The organism is Armatimonadia bacterium (assembly GCA_039679385.1).
Classification (GTDB): Bacteria; Armatimonadota; Zipacnadia; order Zipacnadales; family JABUFB01; genus JAJFTQ01.
On sequence record JBDKVB010000096.1, the window covers coordinates 1 to 16747 of the forward strand.

At 65.6% G+C, this 16747-nt stretch carries 12 protein-coding genes; 6 read left to right on the forward strand and 6 right to left on the reverse strand.

Annotation, left to right across the window (positions count from 1 at the left end):
- The 3 genes from ABFE16_11295 to ABFE16_11305 all read left to right on the forward strand — a co-directional run.
- Positions 1–1115 (forward strand): hypothetical protein (locus ABFE16_11295; protein MEN6345878.1); only part of this gene is annotated, 1115 nt, incomplete at its 5' end.
- A 29-nt stretch (positions 1116–1144) separates the two neighbouring features.
- The gene (locus tag ABFE16_11300) at positions 1145–1759 is read left to right on the forward strand and encodes a DNA-3-methyladenine glycosylase I (protein ID MEN6345879.1); all 615 of its coding nucleotides are present in this window, start codon (positions 1145–1147) and stop codon (positions 1757–1759) included.
- Between the two features lie 60 nt (positions 1760–1819).
- Complete coding sequence (locus ABFE16_11305; protein ID MEN6345880.1) at positions 1820–5911, forward strand: hypothetical protein; 4092 nt, start codon at positions 1820–1822, stop codon at positions 5909–5911.
- Between the two features lie 58 nt (positions 5912–5969).
- Here ABFE16_11305 and ABFE16_11310 read toward each other — a convergent pair whose 3' ends face one another.
- From ABFE16_11310 to ABFE16_11320, 3 genes are all read right to left on the reverse strand, one after another.
- Positions 5970–7907 carry a TIR domain-containing protein gene (locus tag ABFE16_11310; protein MEN6345881.1) on the reverse strand — a complete coding sequence of 646 codons (1938 nt, stop codon included), beginning with the start codon at positions 7905–7907 and terminating at the stop codon, positions 5970–5972.
- Complete coding sequence (locus ABFE16_11315; protein MEN6345882.1) at positions 7904–8680, reverse strand: hypothetical protein; 777 nt, start codon at positions 8678–8680, stop codon at positions 7904–7906. The genes ABFE16_11310 and ABFE16_11315 overlap by 4 nt, the downstream gene beginning before the upstream one ends.
- Before the next feature lie 271 nt (positions 8681–8951).
- Entirely contained in the window at positions 8952–9284 is a 333-nt protein-coding gene (locus ABFE16_11320; protein MEN6345883.1) for a hypothetical protein, read from the reverse strand.
- A 268-nt stretch (positions 9285–9552) separates the two neighbouring features.
- Here ABFE16_11320 and ABFE16_11325 point away from each other — a divergent pair, with 268 nt between their 5' ends.
- Entirely contained in the window at positions 9553–12168 is a 2616-nt protein-coding gene (locus ABFE16_11325; protein MEN6345884.1) for a hypothetical protein, read from the forward strand.
- 110 nt (positions 12169–12278) lie between these two features.
- Here the strand turns inward: ABFE16_11325 and ABFE16_11330 are convergent, their stop codons facing one another.
- The gene (locus ABFE16_11330) at positions 12279–13310 is read right to left on the reverse strand and encodes an alcohol dehydrogenase catalytic domain-containing protein (protein ID MEN6345885.1); all 1032 of its coding nucleotides are present in this window, start codon (positions 13308–13310) and stop codon (positions 12279–12281) included.
- A 122-nt stretch (positions 13311–13432) separates the two neighbouring features.
- On the reverse strand, positions 13433–14263 hold the full coding sequence (locus tag ABFE16_11335; GenBank protein ID MEN6345886.1) for a class I SAM-dependent methyltransferase: 831 nt from the start codon (positions 14261–14263) through the stop codon (positions 13433–13435).
- 188 nt (positions 14264–14451) lie between these two features.
- Here ABFE16_11335 and ABFE16_11340 point away from each other — a divergent pair, with 188 nt between their 5' ends.
- Positions 14452–15267, forward strand: coding sequence for a 2-amino-3,7-dideoxy-D-threo-hept-6-ulosonate synthase (locus ABFE16_11340; GenBank protein MEN6345887.1), 816 nt, complete (start codon positions 14452–14454; stop codon positions 15265–15267).
- Positions 15268–15312: 45 nt separating this feature from the next.
- Complete coding sequence (locus tag ABFE16_11345) at positions 15313–16305, forward strand: 3-dehydroquinate synthase II (GenBank protein ID MEN6345888.1); 993 nt, start codon at positions 15313–15315, stop codon at positions 16303–16305.
- Between the two features lie 66 nt (positions 16306–16371).
- Here the strand turns inward: ABFE16_11345 and ABFE16_11350 are convergent, their stop codons facing one another.
- Entirely contained in the window at positions 16372–16701 is a 330-nt protein-coding gene (locus ABFE16_11350; protein MEN6345889.1) for a DUF202 domain-containing protein, read from the reverse strand.
- Positions 16702–16747 lie beyond the last annotated feature (46 nt).

The window sequence follows — 16747 nt, forward strand, 5'->3', positions numbered from 1 at the left end:
ACACCATCGCCTTCGGCCGCACCGGGTTCATCGGCATGCAGCTCATGAAGCATCCGCACGGCGTGGTGCGTGAGTATCACCTGATGCAGGCCTTCGGTCGCGCCTACACCGGACAGTTGGCGAACCGGATACGATACGAGGTCGGCGGCAAGATGGTCGATGCGGCGACGGCGGCCCGCTATGGAGAGCTGTCGCGCATCAACGTCGAGTACGAGGGCGGTCAGCAGGTCTATGTGAACCTGTCCGACAAGCCCTGGCGCGTCGCCGGGGAGGAACTGCCGAGCAACGGCAGCTTCACCACCGGCCCGCGCGGGACGGCAGGCACCGTCCTGCGTGATGGTCAGGTCTGCGACCTGGCGCAGTATGACAAGGTGACCTATGCTGACGCTCGCTCGCAGCAGTGGCTGCCGCCGGCAACTCAGCCGGCGATCGAGCCCTCCGTGGCCTCCTTCAAGGCCCTCGGTGGCAAGGAGTTCGAGCTGACCCTGAACTGGAAGGTCGGCCGCGCCCTGGATCGCGACTACACGATCTTCTGGCACTTCATGGACGAGGGCATCGCCTTCCAGTCCGACCACGCCATCGACCGCAAGACGACCTCGTGGAAGGTCGGCGAGACCATCACCGACGGTCCGCGACGGCTGGCGATCAAGGACGATGCCGCCGTCACCCGCTACGGCGTCTGGGTCGGCCTGTATGACAACCAGGGCCGGGTGCCCCTCGTGCGCGGTCTCACCAGCGTGCAGATTGGCACGCTCGTCGTCGAGCGCGACGGCGCCGTGGCCAAGTCGGTGCGCCTCGAACCCGTGGCGCCGCAGCAGATGCCCGGCAGCGATCCTGCCCCGTACCTGGTCGACGCCAACACCACCCATCGTGTGATCGACTTCGGCAAGGTCGCCACCAACGGCGCCGTGGTCTTGCAGCAGCAGACCAGGGGGATGGAGATCGTCCCCGTGCCCGCCGGTACGGTCATGACCGTGGGGCTGCAGGGCAAGGTCGCTTCGGTCAGCGCCTGGAACGCGAAGGGCGAGAAGCTCGCGGCACCGCAGCTCACCCGTTACGACAGCAAGACCTGGTTCGAGACTTCGGCCGACGCAGTGCGGTACCAAGTCCCGTAAGGGCGGCGTCGTTCTGAGGAGGAGCCAAGATGCCTGCAATCGAGCCCGTGGCCTTCGCTGACGGCCGGGTGCGCTGTGCCTGGGTGCCTCCCGGTGATGCGCTCTATCTTGCCTACCACGATGAGGAGTGGGGAGTGCCGCTCCACGACGACCAGCGGCTCTTCGAGATGCTGGTGCTCGAGGGTGCGCAGGCCGGCCTGAGTTGGTCCACCATCCTGCGCAAGCGCGAGAACTACCGCGCCGCTTGTGATGGCTTTGATATCGAGACAGTGGCCGGCTACGGGCCGGATCGCATCGCCGAACTGCTGACCAACGCGGGGCTGATTCGCAACCGTCGCAAGATGGAGGCGATGGTGGTCAACGCCCGCGGAGTGATGGCGCTCCAGGAGGACTTCGGCAGCCTCTCGAAGGCGCTGTGGCAGTTCGTCGAGGGGCACGGGGTCGCCCCCGGAGAGCCAGTCAGGAACGCCTGGCGCAGTGTTGGCGAGATCCCGGCAACGAGTCCTGAGTCGGAGGCCATGAGCAAGTTCTTGCTCCAGCGCGGGTTCAAGTTCGTCGGCCCCACGATCTGCTATGCCTTCATGCAGGCCGTGGGGATGGTCAACGATCACACCGTAGATTGCTTCCGGTACAACCAGGTGTAGCGGCTACCACGATAGGAGGGCCTGCTTTTCGCGGCCCATCTTCCTGCTTTGGAGGCTCCCATGCACGCATCCTTCGTCGTCTCGCAGGCCCGGCAGTGTGTTCCGGTCTTGGTGCTGCTCGCCCTGGCCGTGCTCTACCCTTGCTTCTCAGGAGGCGCTCCCGCCATGGCCCAGACAGTGGTTGTCCATCCGGCTGAGAACCGCGACCCGGAGCAGAACCCGCCGGGAGTCATGCCCTACGAGATGGCAGAACGTCCCGAGGGCACACCCCTGGTGAGCTTCGACAACGTGACAGGATGGGAAGTCGTCGGCAGCAATGCCGAGGGCCGGCTCTACCAGTCGGCCGACCAGCACCTGTGGCAGCCGCACTCGGGCAAGCTCCTCTATGTGGGCAAGGGTTCGAACCCGGAGCTCTTCGTGCGGGCGCAGAAGCCGGTTCAGATCCCCGACCCCTGGGATAGCCTCAACTGCTGGACCTACGGCAACAACTGGGGCTGGGCGCCGGACCCCAAGACGCCTGTGCTGTCCGTGGCGGCCGTTGTTCGCGACTCCGCCGGCTGGGAGTTCGAGATCCCGCTGGGCCGCATGGACTACCAGTACTGGTTTTTGATGAACGGGCGGCTACACGCGGAGGAACTGGCTCGGATCAAGCGCCCGGCCTACTTCCTCGGCCTGCGCTTCCGCAATGCCGGCAATCAGGACCCGCGCACGGTCTACCTGGGGCCCTGCTACTTCTTCAAGGAGAATCTGCAGCCGCTGAGCTTTGCGCCTGCTCCGGAGAAGCTGCCCTTCCCGACCCGGCCGGAGACCATCCTGCCCACCAACAAGGTGACGGGCTTCCGCAACGCGGTCCGGCAGGAGGGCAAGGACACGATCTTCGCCTACGCCGGACCTGACTGCAACCTCGAGTACCGCTACACGCCCACCGACGGGACCCTCGGCGACCTGGGGCTTGTGTACAAGGGCCGGACCGTCCGTCCCTGCGCCGGAGGTGGTGTGCAGTTGGTCGGTCCCGCCGGCATCCTCAAGGCCGACGACCCGGCGATCAAGCGCACTCTCCGCACGCTGACCCTGGAGAAGGACACCTTGCGGGCCGTCTGGCGGCTCGAAGCGGACAACCTCGCGACAGACGTCGAGTACCGCTTCCGCATCGCCCAGAAGTCGCTCATCGTGGAGACGACGGTTGCGGAGCCGGTTGCCGAGGCGCTGACCCTGGGACGCGTCGAAGGTGTCACCGATCAGAAGCTGGTACAGGTGCCCTACCTGACTTACGGCGGCGGCACCAATGACCCGCGTGTGCTCTACGCCCAGGGCCTGTTCTACTTCACCCAGTTTGACTGGTACGTCTCGGATGCCTCAGTGCTCTATGGTGGCGCTTCGCTGGGACCGGACTGGGCGGTGTGCAACGGTGGCGCTCGCTACAACCCGAAGACCGACGGTACCCGCAACCCGGTGCATGAGCGCCTCTTCCTCACCGCCTCGCCGGACTTCGTCGAGGTGCTTCCGAACATCCCGAATCCGCCGTCACCGTGGAAGGAGGTTCAGGGCGAACGCGTCTGGCGAACCAAGCACGGTGGTGACATCGCTGCGGAGATCGCCGAGGCTACCCACCTGCGCAAGCTTGGCTGTGACAAGGTGACCGTTCGGTATCATGAGGATAGCTGGCGGGACGGCGGCGAGAGCTTCACCTTCCGCCTTAAGGCAGCTCCCGGTCGCGGCGGAGATGCAGCACTCAAGAACTTCGTGCAGTCCGTCCAGGCTCTCGGCTGGCGTGTGGGCCTGTACACGAACTACACGGACTATGCTCCCGTGAACTCGTACTGGAACGAGGACTGGGTCACGCGCACCAGCAACGGGGACTGGCTCCGAGCCTGGATGCGCTGCTATGCGCCGAAGCCCCTGCGGGCTGTGGAGATGGAGGCCCTGCTGGCGCCGCAGATCCAGGCCAAGTTCGGCGAGAACCACAGCTACTGCGACGTCCACACCGCCGTCACGCCCTTCTCGCGGGTTGACTACGACGCCCGCGTGCCCGGCGCAGGGACCTTCCGCCAGGTCTTCGAGTGCTTTGGCCGCCTGCTGTACAACGAGAAGTTGGCGCACAAGGGCCCGGCCTACTCGGAGGGCAACAACCACTGGTGGTACGTCGGTCTCGTGGACGGCAACTACGCCCAGACGCAGGTGGCCTCCAATTCGCCCGAGCGCCTGCTGGTTGACTTCGACCTTCTCAAGATGCACCCGCTCTGCCTGGACTCCGGGCTCAACTACCGCGGCGGCCCCAGGGTCAGTCGTGACCAGCACCTCGCCTGCATCCTCGCCTACGGCCACATCTGCGGCTTCGGTGGTCCCGGTGGCTCCTCCGGCGGCGTGCGCGACTACTACATGCTCCAGCAGACCCAGAAGCGCTACGCCATGGAACCGGTCGCGAAGATCGAGTATGACAACCAGGGCACGCTGGTGGAGATCTCGCAGGCGATCATCACCGACGCCTACAAGAGCGGTCGCGTGCATGTGGTCTACCAGAACGGCACCGAGGTCTACGTGAACGGCAGCCCGAGCCTGTGGTCCCTCAAGACCGCTGCGGGGCAACTGGAGTTGCCGGAGTGGGGCTATGTGGTCTTCCGTCCGGGGGAGAACCCCGCGACCCGTGGCCTGGACCTGCTGACCGCCTCGACGCTGGTTCCCGTCGCCGGTCCCGAGGCAACCTACGGGCCACGCCAGCGAGTCGAGCAGTCGCTGGGCACCGAGCAGTTCTACGCCGACAGTCGCGGTGGCTTCGTGAACCTGGGTGCGCTCGCGCTGGAGGGGACTGCCGCAGTGAAGCGCGATACGGGGGCCTGGTGGCTGATCCCCCAGGACACCTGCGCCGACGTGGCCTTCTCACCGGTCCTGCTTGGCGCGGAAAAGTCAGTCGGGGTCCGCGTGGAGGCCCTCAAGGAAGATGACTCCGCCGGTCCGGCACCGACGCTGCGCTGGAGCCGGGGTCTGCTTCACGTGATTCCAGGTGCGGAGCAGGCCTTCCGGTACCGTCTGACCGCGACTGCCGAGTCACAACCGGCACAGGCCTCCTGCGATACGGTACTGGCCCCGATCGGCGCACAGGTCAGGGTTGCCGTCCCCGCCGGAGCTCGCCGCGATCAGGTCTTCTGGGAAGCGGACGGCCGCCGTCAGCCTGCCGCCGTGCAGTCGCGTGACGGTGGGCTGATCTGCGAGGTCCCGGCCAACCTGCAGCCCGGCAAGCACCTCTGGCTCGGACTGCCGACGGACAAGGACACTCTCTGGCTGGACTTCGTCGCCGCCGCTCCGCTGACCGTGACGCTGGATTCGCCCCTGCCGACAACGCTTCAGCCCGGCGGGCGTCTCGAGTGCACCGCGCATGTCTCCAGCCTGCTTGACGCCGAGGCGCAGGTCAGCACCTCGGCCTCGGTAGCCGGCGGAACCTGTGAGCCGCCGACCGGGGCAGTGCGCGTACCTGCCCGGGGGATCGTCTCCTGGCGGTTCGCGGTCGCACTCCCGGCAACTCCCGGTCGCAGCGACATCGTCTGCCAGGCTAGCAGCGGCACCTACAAGGGGAGCGGCGCTCTGGCAGTGAGCACCGAGTCCGTGTACCCGATCGTCGCCGACCTGCTGGACCCGAACCGGCCCTTCAACCGTGGTCGCTGCGTCCGTGGCGGTCAGGAGATAGAGGGCTTCGGCGTGGTCGAGGAGGGCAGCTTCGAGCCCATGGCCGGGACCTGCGGCGGCGTGACCCGCAACGGCTTTTTCTCGCATCCGCCCTATGCGAACGGGAAGGTCGGCTACAGCTTCGCCGTCTGGGATATCGCCTTGCCCGCGGGGCACACGAGTGCCTTCACCACCCAGATCGGCATGCGCGACGGCCTGCATACCACCGACGGCGTGACCTTCAAGGTGGTGGTCATCGACGCCGCCGGGAAGGCGACGGAGCTGTTCTCACGCCATCACGACGAGTTGCGCTGGGAGCCGGTGACGGTTGACCTGAAGGCCTTCGCGGGGCAGAAGATCCGCCTCAAGCTCATCGCGGACTGCGGCCCTGCCAACAACACGACCGCCGACCACGCCTTCTGGGCGGAGCCGAAGGTGATCGTCAGGGACGAGGCTGCGCGGGAGACCATCGTCACCGCCGCCGCGAAGTAGGCCTCGGCGAAGGCGACCCGTGGTCAGGGCTCGTCATGTAGGGGCGAGCTGCCACCGCCTAGCCGCTGCGTCCAGCCAGTATGCTTACGGTTTTCTGGCGAAGGGATTGAGCGATCCGCGACCAAGCCTGGTCGCGCCTATTCCAGTGCCTGCTGCTGACAGGATGTCCATCAGTGGGCAAGGCTTGGAGTGCGCCAAAGGGAAGGTCCTGCCAGACGCAGTCTCGGATGATCACGGGCACAACCGTTGCCTCGCCTGCCTGGTGACGCTCCAGTGCTCTTTGTGCTTCGACCTTGTAGCAGTAGTCGGAGCCGATGAAGTCGGCGCTGACCAAGAGCAAGACTAACTCAGCCGTCTCGAGGTGCTCACTGATCTCGCTGCGCCATTCGTCACCAGGCCCCATTCTGTCATCGTACCAGAGCTCTACCAGCTTGCTGCGTCGGAGCGGGCTCAGCTGTGCCAACAACTCGTCGAGCAGCCGTCTGTCCTTGTGCGAATAGGATATGAACACTTGGACCGGCCGAGAGGGCGGCGCGCATGGCGCGGGACTCCGCATCGTTGTCAGGTAGTCGCGGTCCTCAATCACCTTGAGTATCGTCGACCTCGTCGACGGGCGAAGCCGGTCGTCAGCAACCTCACGCATTCGACGCAGCCCATCTACCACCTGTCGGCCGTGGCGCTTGGTCAACTCCCAGAGCTTCTGTACGGTCTCCCTCTCGTCCGCCTCTGGGAGCCAATCCACAACCATCGCCAGTTCCGACACCATCCTTGTGTAGAACTCCTCCTGGCTGTAGCTCTCAAAGTCCGAGGCCTGTTGGAGGTAGTCGATCACAGCCCCCTTGACCCTGCCATCGGGAACGTCTTGCTTGACGAAGTCAACTGCGTAGAACCCTGCGTCGTCACAGTCCTCCAACCCGGCAGCGTATTCGGAAAACCTCCGGTCGATGCATTGTGAACACCCCCCACAGTGGGTGCTCTGGCCCCCAGTCTTCCTCGTCTTGCTGCAGGAGACTGAGCTGGACAGCAGATCAGACTGCCCACGTTCGCGCAGCAACGCCATGGTGTCGGTCTTGGTCCTCCAGAGGAACGGCGTCTCGATGCTAAACGGGGCTCCACTGACCTCCGAGAACAGCTCCGCCAGCAGCGCGATGGTTCGTGGGTGCGTTGTCCTACTTGCCCGTGCGTTCATGAGGTCTTGCCGTCTCGCGAAGTTCAGCGATGTGATTCCATTCTCGTACACGTGAATGCGGTTGGTTCCGACGGAACTGGCGCACGCGAATGCGATGGTCGCGTAGAGCAAGAAGCGGCTGCGCTGCGTCTCCTCGTGCTGGCTTGAGCCTATCAGACCGCACTTGAAGGGCACCGGCGTCACTCTGTTGGGGAACCTCTCGTCCAGCGCCCTAATCAGTCCATCCTGTGTCCTCGCGATGGAGCTCTGCGACCTGTGACTGACCAGCATGACCGGGCCACCGGTGGAGGAGAGCTGCTCGACGGCTCCCGCCAATGAGTCCACACCACCCGAGAGCAGAGTCACCTCGCTTCCTGTCCTGCAAACACACCCCGGACGGTCAAAGAGGTTCTCTGGGACGTCGTTGGTGCTTCTCTCGAACCGCAGCTCCACACGAGCTTCACCTGACAGGAACAGGAGCAAGTCGCTGAGCTGTTGCCCGGCCTCTGACGTGGACCAGAAGTCGAAGTCACGAACACGGAACCAGAACTCCAGATTCCTGCCCCACGAGTGGTACTCGACAGCGTCCCTGTGGCCTCTCGGGATCAGGCGGTCCGCGCAGTAGATGTAGGACGCTATCTCGATGAGGTCTTTGGCCCTAGCCGACAGGTGATAGACGCTGTTGATGAACCCGGGAAGGCCAATCCGCACATTAGGAACTACTGCCTGCCCGCGTCGCCACTCGAGCCGGTGAATCGCTGCATCGCCGTGGCCCCCTGCTCCGGGGTTCGCTCCACCGCACAGGATCACGTGAGGGTGCCGGGTCATGCCCTTGACCCCTCCCTCGTCATCTCATCTCGCAGCTTCGTCAGCGCGTAGTTGAAAACCCCCCGAATGCTGGACTTGGGCGGCATGCCCTTCTGTGCGTGCTTGTTGAACCATCCCGCAGCGAGAGACTGTGTGATCTTCGAAGTCTCGAGCGCGTGCTGAGACACGTCGGCCAGGTAACTCTGAAGGTCGGCTCGTACCTGGTCGCTGTGCGAGAGCGAGGGGCCAACGGCGGACAGCTCACGCTCCAGGAAATACCTCAGATAGCGCTCTACAATCTTGGAGAAGAACAAGCGCGAGAGTTCGCAGAAGCCTCGACCGCTCTGCAGCGCGTCCCAGGTGCTGTCCGCGCAGCCGAAGCCTTCGAACAGGCTGACGTCCTGAACGCGATGCGTCTGGTACCACAAGGCCAACGCATCGGCTCCCGCGGCCGCTGACAGCTCGCGGTACTCGGGAGACGAGTCGATCGATGCGAGGCGAGAACGCAGGACTCGCACGAGGCGCAAGGGCGTCAGTGGCCCGCCGTCGTCCAGTCCCGGCATACCGCTGAGGCCACCCGTTCTCGCCCGCACGGACAACTCAACGAGGAAACTGAAGGCTTCAAGCGGTGCAGGGTCATCCTGGAACCACCTAAGCCTACTGCGTGTCGCTCGTAGGGTCTCGCCAGCGATGGTGCCGACGTCGTACTCGCCGCCCGTCAGCGACCCTACATCGGCCACGATGCTGCGCCATCGCTTGCTCTTTGGGAGTACACCGATCCGCTCGTGACCCATGGCGTCACCCCTCGAGGGATGTCCGGCTGCTTCCTAGCGGTCGACGGCCGCACCTTCCAACAGATATTCTGTCGAAAGATACGCATTGCAGAGCAGGGGTCATGCATGCGGCGTCTTTCCCACACCCAAGGCCGAGTGCCGTGTCCATTTCGCCATAGCATGGCATTTACCTTCGACGCTTTCGTGCGCATCGCACTGCCGCCACAGCATCGTGTACACACTAGATCGAACGGGCCGTGTCTCGCGGGACGCCTGCCTGAAGCAAGCACCCTCAGCCTTTCAGCGTACGCCCTGAAGGTGCCACCGGCTCGCGTGCGCAATCCTGTGTGCGTCCTGGTCCGGCCCTGGCGGGAGGACTGAGCACAAGGGCGGGCGGCGCATGAAGCAGCTCTTTGCCCGCGAGACGCTCAGCCAGGTGTACGAAGGAATGAAGGGTGAGAACCGGCTCCGGCGAGTGCTGGGGCCGGTCGGTCTCACCTCCCTCGGGATCGGGTGCGTCATCGGCGCCGGGATCTTCGCCATCACCGGTCTCGTCGCCCATGACAAGACGGGACCGGCGCTCATCGTCTCCTTCGTGGTCGCCGGTGTGGCTGGTGATCGGCATGGTGGTCTACTTCGGCTACGGCCGCCGCCACAGCCACCTGGGCCGGAGACTCGCGCAGGGCGAAGAGACCCAACTCGCCTCCGAGGAATCGGGCGAGTAGGCTCAGACAGGCACTCAGCGACGACCCACCAGTGCACCTTCACCCAACAGCCACCCTTCTCCCGGGTGGCTGTTTCGTCTCTGCATGCTCCTCGGCAGGAACCTGCCCTGTCGTGCCGAAGGAGAGGAGGCCGGCTTACGGTTTGGTGCCACTGGGGAGGCGAGGACTGTGAGAGTGTGCCCTTTCCGGCCAGGATTGCTGCTGGTGCCGCTCCTTGCCTGGGCCCAGCCTACGGACACAGAGGCAAGGCAGCAGCAGATGCGCGAGTACGTGGCGGCCGAGCGCGTTTGGGCAGAAGACGGCCTCACCGCGTCCATCTCCGACTGCCACACCGACGTCCCCTTCCTCGATGACTACCGTCCTTCCGAGTACCTGCCCCTGGCTGAGATGCCGCGTGCCCGAGCCCGTGGCTTCCTCCTCGTATCGCCGGGTGTCTACGAGATGGACGCCGCCGGGTTCTGTCTCCACGCCGGAGCCTACCGGCCCTCTCGTGGCGATGGCTATGCACCGGGGCCCCTTGTCGGGCGAGCCTCAGGGCCGGTCCACGAGGTCCTGTGGAACTGGGCCGAGCACCCCGAGATCAAGCAGCGGGAGGTCCAGTGCCTGCTCTGGGCACTGGTGGGACGGATGGAAGTGGATCGCCTGAAGCCGGAGATCCAGCGGACCGCCAGGGCGCTGCTGAGCGAGAAGGGACTTGCGGCGGCGAGGACCCAGCAACGGGGTCCGCGTCCGGAGCAGCCGGAGCTGATCAGTCCCGAGTTGCAGGCTGAGCTCGAGGCTGCCGGGGCCCAGATGAACACAGACACTGCGCAGCCCAGGCAGGAGATGGAGGCGGCCTCCAAGGCCTTCGAGGAACTCACCGCACGCCTCGAAGGGGGAGAGCAGGTCGACCAGAAAGAGCTTGCAGCCGCTCTCGAGAGAGTGTTGAAGGCACAGCAAGCCGTGCTGCAGCCGACTGCACAGGCCGTGACCCGGATTCAGGCTGCTGCCGCGAAGCTGGAGGAGGCTCTGTCCGCACTGAGCGCACCCTACAGTGAACTGGAGCGCGTCGCCGTTCCGGAGGGCAACCCGGATCCGCCCGCAGGTAGCCGCAAGATCCCCACCGGACGCTGGTCCTATCAGGCCGGCGGGGTCTTCGTGCGCTACCTGCCCGAAGACTACACCCGAGTCCGCGTCGAGGTCTCGCTGCCACCGGCCTTCACGGTCCGGCGCGATGCTCTGGGCCGAATCTGCGACCTGACGAGCGAAGCCGGTAGCGCGGTTAGCTTCGCCTGGGCAGAGCCTGCTGTGCCACTCGCGGTGCCCGGCGACGACGCGGTACGCGGCTATGCACTCACAAGCCTGCAGGTCACGAAGTCAGGCACGAAGGGAGCGCCGACGGCGGTCTCCGGCTGGGCCTTCGTCGGTGTGCCCTCGGGGAAAGGGGCGCCGCAGGACGCCGGTGCCTTCACGGGTGTCGAGGCGAAATATCGTGCGGCGCTGCAGCACCGCGCTGAGGTGCTTGACCTGGTGAAGGCTCTGTCGAAGCCCACCGCCGGGGCCGGTGAGGCACAGACACAGGTCTCGCTGGAGAGCCTTGCGGACGCCCTGGACCTGGGAAGCCTGGCAGAGGCGCTCCGACCGATGGCCAAGAGCTCGAAGGGGTCTGCCGGAGCGTTGCGAGTGGTCCAGGAGGCCTGGCAGGCTGCCCTCTGTGAGCGCGTCGCCGACCTTCCCGGGGCGCAGGCAAGCCCAACTTCCGGGCCATCCCCACAGACCTCAAACCGCCCGTGCTCACCAGGCCCTGCAGGGCCGCAAGTCACACTGGAGCCGAGAGTCCGCTTCGCCGCCTTCTCCGGGATGGGCGGCCTCGGGCTGACGCTGACTCAGAGGCAGATCGGTCCCGGCCTGCCGACCTTCGACCCCGGTGCCAGCGTGGTTACGCCGGGCAACTCGGCTCGCCAGCGGCTGGGAATCGGGCCGGTACAGAGTCCGGTGGCCGAGCCGAAGGAGATGCTCCAGAAGGCCGTCGATAGCTGCGACTTTCTGAAGGGCCTGCTGGACGTCTTCAATGGCCTGACGGACCCGCTCGGCTTCCTCATGGAGAAGCTCGGGCTGGGTGCCGGTGGGCTGCCGGGGATGATGCTGGACGGGATGCTGGGCTGGATCTTCGATGCGGCAGCGGGGATCGCACAGGCCCTCGGAGGAGATCCGCCGCGCGCCGACTTCCGCGAGTTCACGCTGCCACCTCCGCCGGTCTTGCCCCAGTACGTGGCCGGTGAAGGGCTGTCTGAGGACAGGGCACGGGCCGGCAACGATGCAGCCTCGGCCTTCCTGCGGATGTACGAGTCGCTGCGAGCCGCCCAGATCGCCGGTGATCGTCTGGGAGGTGCCCTGGAGGCCTGCGACGAGGACTGGGCTCGGCGCCAGGCGAGGGCCTTCGTCTATCACAAGCGCGTGGCCGGTCTTCGTATGGTGACCGCCGCAGACCGGTACAGCGCGCTCCTCAAGGTGATGGAGCAGGAGGGTGCCGAGGACCGGCGACTCACTGAAGCCGAAGTGGCGTCCTGGCAGGCAAGGCTACGCACCGAGGGTTTCAACGAGGCTTCCCTCAAGGCGGCACGGCAACTGGGGCTCAGCGAGGAGGAGATCGAGGCTGCTCGCCTACGTCGCCTGGCAGTAACGTGGGAGGACCTGCCTGACGAGGGCCTCCTCTCGACGGGCAGCGCTGTGGCGACCAGCCTTCGGGCAGTGGGCAGGCACTGGAGTCGGCTGCCGGAGCTTCCGGCGCCAGAGATGGAGTAGACAGCAGAGGTAGCGGCTATGGATAACGATAAGGGGACAGGAGCCATGGCTCCTGTCCCCTTCTGTTTCCGTAGCGATATAGCCCGCGGGACTTCCCGCCCTGGGTCAGCTTAGTCCTGATCGCAGCGGACGATCACCCGCAGAACTCCCTCCGGGCGCTCCTGGGCGGCCTTGAAGGCTTCCACCACGTCGTCGAGCTTGAACTCCTGGAAGGGGAACAGGTCGAGATCGACCTCGCCGGTCTCGACGAGTCGCACACACTCGCCCAGCGTGTTCCGGGAGCGTCGCGAGAAGGTCACGGTGAGCTCCTTGCGCCGGGGAATGGTGGAGTTGAAGGTAACCTCGTCGGGGTGCGGGATGCCGACGACGATCACGCGACCGGCCGGCCGGGCAAGCTTCATGGCCTGCTGCGGTGCCTCGTTGTCGCCGGAGCACTCAAAGACGACGTCGGGCTGCATGGTCGGCTCGGCCATCAGCTCTTCGAGTTCCTCCGCGGAGGCGGCAACGAACTTGGCGCCCATCTTCCGCGGCAGCTCCTGGCGGTCGACCTTCGGCTCGGCGACGCTGATGTCGGTGTGTCCGTAGGCCTTCGCGGCGGCCATCACGCACATACCGATGGTGCCGGCGCCGAGGATGGCGATCTTCTCGCCGGGCTGGAGGTTGGCCAGTCGCACCGCATGCACACCGACCCCCAGGGGCTCCATCAGCGCGGCCTTCACCGGGCTGACTTCGGGATCGACCGCATGGACCGCGAAGGGCGGGCAGTTCATGTACTCGCGCAGCGCCCCGTCTTCGTTGGGGTAGCTGGGGAAGATCACGTGGCGGCAGATGTTCTCGAGGCCGCGCAGGCAGCTATCGCACTTGCCGCAGGGCCAGGTGGGCTCGACGGCCACCCGCGTGCCCACGGCAGGTCCCTCAACACCCTCACCGAGAGCGGCGACGACACCGGAGAACTCATGGCCCTGGATCATCGGGTGATCCGGCCAGACACCGCCGGAGTGGCCGTCCTCGTACATGTTGACGTCGGAGGCGCAGATAGCTACGGCCTGAATCTTGACGAGGATCTTGCCCGGCTGCACTTCAACTGGCGGGTCGTCGACCAGGCGCACGTCACGAGCGGCGAACAAACGAGCAGCTTTCATCGGTCCACAATCTCCTTCGAGGCCCGGGAGACTACCGGAAGGAGCCCGGCAGCACCGCACCACATTCCCAATACTGGGCTGATTGTACCCTCAGCCGTTGGTGGCGTCCAGTGGGCGCACCGTCAGTGCGCTGTGCCCTCGGCGCGGGCGAAGATATGCAGGTTGGACAGGAGACCTGAGCGGGCATTGTGCTCCCGCATCGACTCACGTGGGCAATGCACCAGGAGCTCAGGCAGCCACCGGTGCGGACGGGCCGAGGCATAGCGCCGGCGGACTCTCGGCGAGGGCAGCACGGTCCAGCCTGCCTTGGACACGATCCCCTTCAGCGTGTCGAGGGTGTAGAACTGCGCATGATGGGGCGGCCCGACATAGGGAACCTTCGGCCCAAGGCGCAGGATCTTCTGGAAGTTGGGAACCTCAATGTAGACCACGCCGCCGGGCGCCATCCGCTCGCGCAGGGCTCCCAGGTAGTCGACCGGGTCCTGGAAGTGCTCCACCACGTGCGTCGCCGTCACCGCATCGAGCGGCGGAAGCCAGTCTGGGAAGTCGGTGGGATGCACCGACCAGAAGGCGCGGAACCCCAGCTTCTCCGTCTCAGCGACGGCGTGGTGAGAGATGTCCGTACCGAAGGGCGTCCAGCCGAGGGTCTTCGCCGCGAACAGGTAGTAGCCCATCGAGCAGCCGATGTCGAGCAGATTCCCGGGTGGCTGCCGGTACTCCTCCAGGTAGTGGATCCAGCGCTTGGCGCGCCGCTGCCGAAAGCGCCACTTGCGGTCATACTCCATGCCCTTGTAGTAGTCGGCGTCATAGAGTTCCTCGGCCTCTTCGGCATACCCCTCGGGGACCTCGGCTCTTGCCATTCCGCAGGCGTCGCAGACCAAGACGTCGATACCATGCTGCGTGTCCCATCTCCGCAGGTTGCTAGACCCACACAGGTCACAAGGACGTGGCATTGATCGTGGCTCCATTGTTGCAGCTGATTGGGGTGGGGAGAATGGGTAAAGGGTAGACAGGTTGGTCGCAAAGGTCAAGGGTAGAGCCCGAAGTAAGGGCAGGCCTTGTGAAGTTGGCACCCAGGCTGTACACTCCCCCGCAAGATTGTCTGCGGGTCGCCCGCTAAAGGACCGGAGCGTGAAACCCTATGCTTGGAAAGTCGATCCGTCTTGAGCGCATCTGCAACCGTCTCGACGGCCGTACCGTTATCGTCCCCATGGACCACGGTGTGACGATGGGCCCGATCCCCGGCCTCATCGATATGCCCGCCGCCGTAGACAAAGTTGCCGGCGGTGGCGCCGACGCCGTCCTGGGACATGTCGGCCTGCCCCTCATGGGTCATCGTGGCTACGGCCGCGACGTAGGCCTCATCTTGCACCTGTCCGCCAGCACCTCACTGGCTCCCGACCCGAACCGCAAGGTCCTGGTAAGCAGCGTCGAGCGGGCCATCAGGTACGGTGCCGATGCCGTCTCGATCCATGTGAATCTGGGCGCCCAGGACGAGAGCGACATGCTGCGCGACTTCGGCAAGGTCGCCCGCAAGTGCGAGAACTGGCAGATGCCGCTGGTCGCCATGGTCTACACGCGAGGGGCCAAGATCCAGAGCGAGTATGACGTGAAGGTCGTCCGCCATGCCGCTCGGGTGGCTGCTGAGATCGGGGCCGACGTGGTCAAGGTCAACTACACCGGCAGCGCCGACACCTTCCGCGAGGTCGTCGAGGGCTGCGGTGGTCATCGTGTTGGCGGCATCAAGGTCGTCATCGCCGGTGGCGAGAAGATGGAGACCGACCGCGAGATACTCGAGATGGTCCAGGGGGCGATCGAAGCCGGCAGCGCGGGTGTCTCCATCGGACGCAACGCCTTCCAGCACGAGCGGCCTGACCTCATCGTCGCCGCCATCGTCGCTCTCGTCCACGGCCACAAGAGCCTCGAGGAAGCCCTGGAGATCGTGCAGCGGAACTGACTTGGCCTTTCTGGATCGTCGAGACGGAGGAGCGAAGACCCGGCCATGAAACTCGTATGGGTACAGGCAGACCCCTGGGATAAGGACCTCGTGACGGCAGCCCTGGAATCCGGCGCCGACGGCGTCCTGATTCCGGCGGGAAAGAGCGACCAGGTGAGGTCCCTCGGGCTCATCACCACCATCGCGCCCGATGGTGACCTCAAGCTGGGCGAGCAGGTCCTGCAGGTTGACATCACCGGCAAGGAGGGCGAACGAGCCGCCCTGGCCGCCGGGAAGGCAGGCCTGGTGATCGTCCGCGCTACCGACTGGACCGTCATCCCGCTGGAGAACCTCATCGCCGAGGGCGCCCGAGTCATCGCACAGGTTCGGTCGGCCCAGGAGGCGCTGCTCGCCGTCACCACTCTCGAGAGCGGGACAGCCGGTGTGCTGCTCGTCACCGACGACCCGGCCGAGATCAAGCGTACCGTCGCCGCGGTCAAGAGCGAGGCGGAGCAGGTGCATCTGCAGCCCGCGACGATCACCGAGGTGCGACCGGCGGGAATGGGCGACCGCGTCTGCGTCGACACCTGCACCAACATGGGCGTCGGTGAGGGAATGCTCGTCGGCAACAGCAGTGCTGCGATGTTCCTGGTCCACTGCGAGTGCGTGGAGAACCCCTATGTCGCCTGCCGTCCCTTCCGCGTGAACGCCGGGCCGGTCCATGCCTATGTCCAGGTGCCCGGTGAGCGAACGCGCTACCTCTCGGAGTTGCAGAGCGGTGACGAGGCGCTGATCGTGAGCTTTGAGGGCAAGACGCGCGTCACAACCGTGGGCCGCTCGAAGGTCGAGCGCCGCCCCCTGCTACTGGTGCGGGCGCAGGCTGAAGGCAAGGAGCTGTCGGCGATCCTGCAGAATGCGGAGACGATTCGCCTGGTCACCCCCGAGGGCCGTCCGGTGAGTGTGGTGGAGCTGAAGCCGGGGATGCAAGTGCTGGTGCAACTGGAGAGTGCCGGCAGGCACTTCGGCGTGAAGATCGAGGAGACCATCCAGGAGCAGTAATCCCGGGGGCCAACCAAGAGGGCCAGGAGGCGATCGGCTTGGCAGGCCCGTGAGGCCTCCGGCAGGTCAGGCATCCTGGCTCTTTTCGTCAGTGCTCGGAGACGGGCAGGGCGGCTCCTGCGAGAAGGTGGCCAGTCGCGCCGCCATGGCACGGAACCGGACTACCCCGATCAGAGCCGTCACGAAAGCCACCGGGACCAGCGCCCAGCCAAGGGTCTCCCAGGCCGCCGAGCCGCCGAACTTCACAAGCGATACCCCCGTTACTGCCACTCCCAGCGCCGTGCGCAGGTAGGCAAGGAAGGTCCGCTCATTGGCGAGCTGCGTGCGGTCTGCCGCCAGGTAGTCGCGCAGGATGAGGCTGTCTGGAGGAACGTCATCGTAGGGCGTCTTCGCCATTGCCGTCACCACCAAGGTCTGCTTGTGTCTTGCTCTGAGTTGCGTT

Coding starts and splice junctions, on each gene's coding strand:
- ABFE16_11335 (MEN6345886.1), bottom strand. CDS start 14,263: ATGCCACGTCCTTGTGACCTGTGTGGGTCTAGCAACCTGCGGAGATGG.
- ABFE16_11345 (MEN6345888.1), top strand. CDS start 15,313: ATGAAACTCGTATGGGTACAGGCAGACCCCTGGGATAAGGACCTCGTG.
- ABFE16_11315 (MEN6345882.1), bottom strand. CDS start 8,680: ATGGGTCACGAGCGGATCGGTGTACTCCCAAAGAGCAAGCGATGGCGC.
- ABFE16_11320 (MEN6345883.1), bottom strand. CDS start 9,284: ATGCCGATCACCAGCCACACCGGCGACCACGAAGGAGACGATGAGCGC.
- ABFE16_11305 (MEN6345880.1), top strand. CDS start 1,820: ATGCACGCATCCTTCGTCGTCTCGCAGGCCCGGCAGTGTGTTCCGGTC.
- ABFE16_11310 (MEN6345881.1), bottom strand. CDS start 7,907: ATGACCCGGCACCCTCACGTGATCCTGTGCGGTGGAGCGAACCCCGGA.
- ABFE16_11300 (MEN6345879.1), top strand. CDS start 1,145: ATGCCTGCAATCGAGCCCGTGGCCTTCGCTGACGGCCGGGTGCGCTGT.
- ABFE16_11340 (MEN6345887.1), top strand. CDS start 14,452: ATGCTTGGAAAGTCGATCCGTCTTGAGCGCATCTGCAACCGTCTCGAC.
- ABFE16_11330 (MEN6345885.1), bottom strand. CDS start 13,310: ATGAAAGCTGCTCGTTTGTTCGCCGCTCGTGACGTGCGCCTGGTCGAC.
- ABFE16_11350 (MEN6345889.1), bottom strand. CDS start 16,701: ATGGCGAAGACGCCCTACGATGACGTTCCTCCAGACAGCCTCATCCTG.